Annotated in this window: 5 protein-coding genes; 2 read left to right on the top strand and 3 right to left on the bottom strand. The window is 67.5% G+C overall.

Features of this window, described 5'->3' with window-relative positions; translation table 11 throughout:
- Nucleotides 1-53 precede the first annotated feature (53 nt).
- The 3 genes from Q4I23_RS30180 to Q4I23_RS30170 all read right to left on the bottom strand — a co-directional run bounded on the left by Q4I23_RS30180 (nt 54) and on the right by Q4I23_RS30170 (nt 3103).
- Nucleotides 54-620 carry a TetR/AcrR family transcriptional regulator gene (locus Q4I23_RS30180; RefSeq protein WP_137106107.1) on the bottom strand — a complete coding sequence of 189 codons (567 nt, stop codon included), beginning with the start codon at nt 618-620 and terminating at the stop codon, nt 54-56.
- A gap of 124 nt (nt 621-744) precedes the next feature.
- Nucleotides 745-2316, bottom strand: a complete 1572-nt coding sequence (locus Q4I23_RS30175; RefSeq protein ID WP_498528663.1) for a malonate--CoA ligase — start codon at nt 2314-2316, stop codon at nt 745-747.
- A gap of 91 nt (nt 2317-2407) precedes the next feature.
- Nucleotides 2408-3103: a GntR family transcriptional regulator gene (locus tag Q4I23_RS30170; RefSeq protein ID WP_498528662.1), complete on the bottom strand. Its 696-nt coding sequence runs from the start codon at nt 3101-3103 to the stop codon at nt 2408-2410.
- 161 nt (nt 3104-3264) lie between these two features.
- Here Q4I23_RS30170 and Q4I23_RS30165 point away from each other — a divergent pair, with 161 nt between their 5' ends.
- The gene (locus Q4I23_RS30165) at nt 3265-4404 is read left to right on the top strand and encodes an isobutyryl-CoA dehydrogenase (RefSeq protein ID WP_454016448.1); all 1140 of its coding nucleotides are present in this window, start codon (nt 3265-3267) and stop codon (nt 4402-4404) included.
- A 31-nt stretch (nt 4405-4435) separates the two neighbouring features.
- Nucleotides 4436-5359, top strand: a 924-nt coding sequence (gene mmsB, locus Q4I23_RS30160) for a 3-hydroxyisobutyrate dehydrogenase (protein ID WP_498528661.1), incomplete at its 3' end; no start/stop codon positions are given.

The following is a 5359-nucleotide window of genomic DNA, read 5'->3' as shown; positions in this document are numbered from 1 at the left end:
GGGAAGGGGCCCGCGGCGAAGCCGTGGGAAGGGTGGGGGCAACACAGCGCCCGTTAAACCACTCCCTCCGGCACCAGCACCTTCCCGCAGATGTCCCGCGCCTTCTCGAAGCGGTCCGGCGCGGCGGAGCGGGCCAGCAGCCCTTCCCCGAAGATGAACGAGTAGAACAGATACGCCCGCGCGAAGGCGTCGTCGGGGTCCAGCCCCAGGCCGGCGAACAGGTCCGACACGCAGCGCAGGCGTTCGCGGTCGACCTCGGCCACGATCTCGGACGCACGAGGATCGCGGCGCGCCCAATCGCGCATTGCCAGCTCGATGGCGATGCCGCGCGGGTTGCTGCTGCCGCCGTACAACGACAGCACGTAGCGCAACCCCTCGGCCGGCGTGCGGCCGTCCAGCCGGGTCTGCGCCTTGATCGCCTCGATGCGGCCGGTCTTCCAGCCTTCCAGCATCGCCTCCACCAGCTCCATCCGGTCGCGGAAGTGCCAGTAGAAGCTGCCCTTGGTCACCTTCAGCCGCTTGGCCAGAAGCTCGACCCGCACCTGCTCGACGCCGCCCTCCGCCAGGGCGGAAAAGGCGGCGGACAGCCAGGATTCGCGGTTCAGCGTCTTCGCTTCCATCGGTAACACTCCGGAGACCATACGGCAGCGTATCGAGTCGCCGATGGCCTGTCCACAACCCACCGGGTGGAAAAAACGCCGAACCTTATACGGATTTGACCGGAGAGGGAAAGCCGCGCGCTGCTCAGCGCGTCTTCGTCGCGGTGAAGAGGTCCTTGTGGGCGTCGCGCAGCAGGTTCTTCTGCACCTTGCCCATGGCGTTGCGCGGCAACTCGTCCATAAAGAAGACGCGCTTGGGCACCTTGAAGTTGGCCAGCTGCTCCTTGCAGACGGCGATCACCGCGGCTTCGTCCGGGGTGGCGCTGCCGGGCTTGCGCAGCACGACGGCGGTCACCGCCTCGCCGAAGTCGGGGTGCGGCACGCCGACCACCGCCGATTCGACCACGCCGTCGATGCCGTCGATCACCGTCTCGACCTCCTTCGGGTAGACGTTGAAGCCGCCGGAGATGATGAGGTCCTTGGCCCGCCCGACGATGTGGACATAGCCGCGCCCATCCACCTTGCCGACGTCGCCGGTGATGAAGAAGCCGTCCGGCTTGATCTCCTGCTTCGTCTTCTCGGGCATCCGCCAATAGCCGGAGAAGACGTTCGGCCCGGCCACCTCGATGATGCCGATGTCGTCGGTGCCGAGGCTCGCGCCGGTCTCCGGGTCGACGACGCGCACGGAGACCTCCGGCAGCGGGAAGCCGACCGTGCCGGGGATGCGATCGCCGTCCAGCGGGTTGGAGGTCAGCATGCCGGTCTCCGTCATGCCGTAGCGCTCCAGGATGGCGTGGCCGGTGCGGGCCGAGAACTCCTTGTGCGTGTCGGCGAGCAGCGGTGCCGAGCCGGAGACGAACAGCCGCATGTGCGCCGTCGCCTCGCGCGTCAGGCCGGGATGGGCGAGCAGGCGGGTGTAGAAGGTCGGCACACCCATCATCACCGTGGCGCGCGGCAGCAGCCCCATCACCTGCTCAGCGTCGAACTTCGGCAGGAACAGCATGGAGGAGCCGTTCAGCAGCACGCAGTTGGTCGCCACGAACAGGCCGTGCGTATGGAAGATCGGCAGGGCGTGCAGCAGCACGTCGTCCGGCTGGAAGCCCCAGTATTTGTGCAGCGTCAGCGCGTTGGAGCCGAGGTTGCGGTGGCTCATCATCGCGCCCTTCGATCGCCCGGTGGTGCCGGAGGTGTAGAGGATCGCGGCGAGATCGTCGGCCTCGGCCGGGACGGTCGTGAAGTCCGTGCCCTTGCCGGCGGCCTGCTCCGGCAGCGTGCCCTCGCCATGGGTGCCGAGAGTCAGCAGATGGGCGACCTTGGCCTTGTCGGCGACCTCGCGCAGCGCGTCGGCGGATTCGGGGCGGGCGACGAAGACGTGCGGCTCGGCGTCGGTCAGGAAATACTCGACCTCCGCCTTCGTGTAGGCCGGGTTCAGCGGCAGGAAGACGCCGCCCGCCCGCACGGTGGCGAGGTAGAGGATGATGTTCTCGACCGACTTCTCCACCTGCACGGCGACCCGGTCGCCCTTCTTCAGGCCGAGGTCGGCGAGCAGGTTGGCGTAACGGCCGGTCAACGCCTCAAGATCGCCGTAGGTGACGGTGCGGGCGTTGGCGGTGCCGGGCTCGGTCTCGGCGAAGGGGCGGCTGCGGTCCGCCGGAAAGCGGGAACGGAACAGCTCGAACAGATTGCCACCCACCAGATTTCCACCCGCTTCGGACATTATGATTCCCTCCATGCACCCGGTGATCCGGTGTCCAGGGTTTAGCACGGGCACCTGCCGTCGGCCACATCTTTGTATACGGAAGACCGGGTTATTGTATTTCGTTTCCGCCCATGATGGACACGAACTCGGTGAAGATGTCGATCTGGATGGTCACATGCCGCCGCATGGCGGCGTAGGCGGCCTCCGGGTCGCCGACCAGGATCGCCTCCACCACGTCGTCATGCTCCTTGAAGCTGTCCTTGACGCGGTAGGGGTGGTTGAGCTGGTAGCGGCGGTAGGGCGCCAGCCGGGCGAACAGGCCGCGCGCGATCTCCTGAAGCGGCTCGTTGTGGCTGCCCGCCTGGACCGCCTCGTGGAAGGTGCGGTTGACCGCGTAATAGGCGTCCAGCTCCCGCGCCTCCATATGCACCTTCGAGGTGTCGTGCAGATGTTTCAGGGCCTGCTTCTCCTCCTCCGACATGCGGCGGGCGGCGAAGCGGGCACACAGCCCCTCGATTTCCGACATCACCTCGAACATCTGCACCATGCGGTGCAGCTTCAGCGGCGCCACCACCGCCCCCTGGCGCGGCTGCTTCTCCACCAGCCCGGCGTGGACGAGCTGGAGGATCGCCTCGCGGATCGGGGTGCGGGAGATGTTGAAGCGCTGGGCGAGGCTTTCCTCGTCCAGCCGCGTGCCGGGGCGCAGGCGGCCGAGGAAGATGTCCTCCTCGATGGCGAGCCGCACCTCGTCGGCGCGCGTGGCGCCCTTGTCGGCGGTCTTGCTGGCGGCAATCCGGTCGCTCATCCCGAGCGTGTCCTCTTCCTCATCCGCGGCCTTCCGCCGCTCCAATCTCTGTATACAAGAGATGGACAGCGCGTATCCAGCATGATAGTCCTTCCACCCAACAATGAGAACCGGAGATCCGCCATGGACTCCGGGCCACTGCGGTTCTGGGGAGGATGCGCATGGATTTTGCGCTTTCGGAGGAGCAGCAGGCGTTCCGCGACACGGCGCGCGACTTCGCGCAGCAGGAAATGGCGCCGAACGCCGCGCACTGGGATGAGAACAGCGTCTTTCCCGTCGAGACCTTGCGACAGGCCGCGGCACTCGGCTTCGCCGGCATTTATGTGGGGGAGGAGTTCGGCGGCTCCGGCCTCGGGCGGCTCGACGCGGCGCTGATCTTCGAGGAGCTGTCGGCGGCCTGCCCGTCCACGGCGGCCTACATCTCCATCCACAACATGGCCTCCTGGATGATCGACCGCTTCGGCAATCCGGAGCAGCGTCAGCGCTTCCTGCCCAAGCTGACGACCATGGAGCATTTCGCCAGCTATTGCCTGACCGAGCCGGGGGCGGGGTCCGACGCGGCCTCGCTGCGCACGCGGGCGGAGCGGGATGGCGACCATTACGTGCTGAACGGCTCAAAGGCCTTCATATCCGGCGGCGGCACGTCGGACGTCTATGTCTGCATGGTCCGCACCGGCGAACCCGGCCCCAAGGGCATTTCCTGCATCGTCGTGGAGAAGGGCACGCCCGGCCTGTCGTTCGGCAAGCAGGAGCACAAGCTCGGCTGGAAGAGCCAGCCGACTTCGGCCGTCATCTTCGAGAATTGCCGCGTGCCCGTCGCCAACCGCATCGGCGAAGAAGGGGAGGGCTTCCGCATCGCCATGAAGGGGCTGGACGGCGGGCGCCTGAACATCGCCGCCTGCTCGGTCGGCGGAGCGCGCTTCTGCCTGGAGCAGGCCATCGCCTACACCACGGAGCGCAAGCAGTTCGGCAAGCCGCTGAACGCCTTCCAGGCCTTGCAGTTCAAGCTGGCCGACATGGCGACGGAACTGGACGCCGCGCGGCTGATGCTGCACCGCGCCGCCGCCAGCCTCGACGCCGGCTCGCCGGAGGCGACCGCCCATTGCGCGATGGCCAAGCGCTTCGCCACCGATGCGGGGTTCCAGGTGGTGAACGAGGCGCTGCAGCTTCACGGCGGCTACGGCTACATCAAGGAATACCCGATCGAGCGGATTTTCCGCGACCTGCGGGTTCACCAGATTCTCGAAGGCACCAACGAAATCATGCGCGTCATCATCGCCCGCCATCTGACCGGCGGCTGATAGCGTCATTATAAAGCGAGGGGGAAACGCTATGGCGACGATCGCCTTTATCGGTCTGGGCAACATGGGTGCGCCGATGATGCGCAACCTGCTGAAGGCCGGCCACACCGTGCTGGCCTTCGACCTGTCGGAAGCCGCCTGCACCGCAGCGCGCGACGCCGGCGCCACCATCGCCACCGGCCCCGGCGCCGCGGCGGGGGAGGCCGAGGTGGTCGTGACCATGCTGCCCGCCGGCAAGCACGTGCGCGAGGTCTACACGGCGCCGGACGGCATCATCGCCAAGGCCAAGCCGGGCAGCCTGTTCATCGATAGCTCCACCGTCGATGTCGACAGCGCCCGCGCCGTCGCCGCGGCGGCGGAGGCGGCAGGCCACGCCATGGTCGACGCGCCGGTGTCCGGCGGCGTCGGCGGCGCCGAGGCGGCGACGCTGACCTTCATGGTTGGCGGCAGCGACACCGCCTTCCGCCGCGCCGAACCGATCCTGTCGGCGATGGGCAAGGCCATCGTGCACACCGGCGGGCCGGGCAACGGCCAAGCGGCGAAGATCTGCAACAACATGATCCTCGGCATCTCGATGATCGGCGTGTCGGAAGCCTTCGCGCTCGCCGAGAAGCTGGGGCTGGAGTCGCAGAAGCTGTTCGACGTGGCGTCCAAGTCGTCGGGCCAATGCTGGTCGCTGACCAGCTATTGCCCGGTGCCAGGTCCGGTCCCGACCTCGCCGGCCAACCGCGACTACCAGCCGGGCTTCGCCGCGGCGCTGATGCTGAAGGACCTGAAGCTGGCGGTCGAGGCCGGGCAGAGCACCGGCAGCCCGCTGCCGCTCGGCGGCGAGGCGGCGCAGATGTACGCGCTGTTCTGCAACGCCGGCTTCGGCGGCACGGACTTCTCCGGCATCGTCAATCTGCTGCGCGGGAACTGTCTCTTATACACATCTCCGAGCCCACGAGACTATAAC

The organism is Azospirillum sp. UFLA03-27 (assembly GCF_059803775.1).
This window is presented reverse-complemented; position numbering and strand designations above follow the sequence as displayed.

Excerpts from the sequence above, each read along its gene's own strand:
- Q4I23_RS30165 (WP_454016448.1), top strand. The coding sequence starts at position 3,265 with ATGGATTTTGCGCTTTCGGAGGAGCAGCAGGCGTTCCGCGACACGGCG.
- Q4I23_RS30175 (WP_498528663.1), bottom strand. The coding sequence starts at position 2,316 with ATGTCCGAAGCGGGTGGAAATCTGGTGGGTGGCAATCTGTTCGAGCTG.
- Q4I23_RS30170 (WP_498528662.1), bottom strand. The coding sequence starts at position 3,103 with ATGAGCGACCGGATTGCCGCCAGCAAGACCGCCGACAAGGGCGCCACG.
- Q4I23_RS30180 (WP_137106107.1), bottom strand. The coding sequence starts at position 620 with ATGGAAGCGAAGACGCTGAACCGCGAATCCTGGCTGTCCGCCGCCTTT.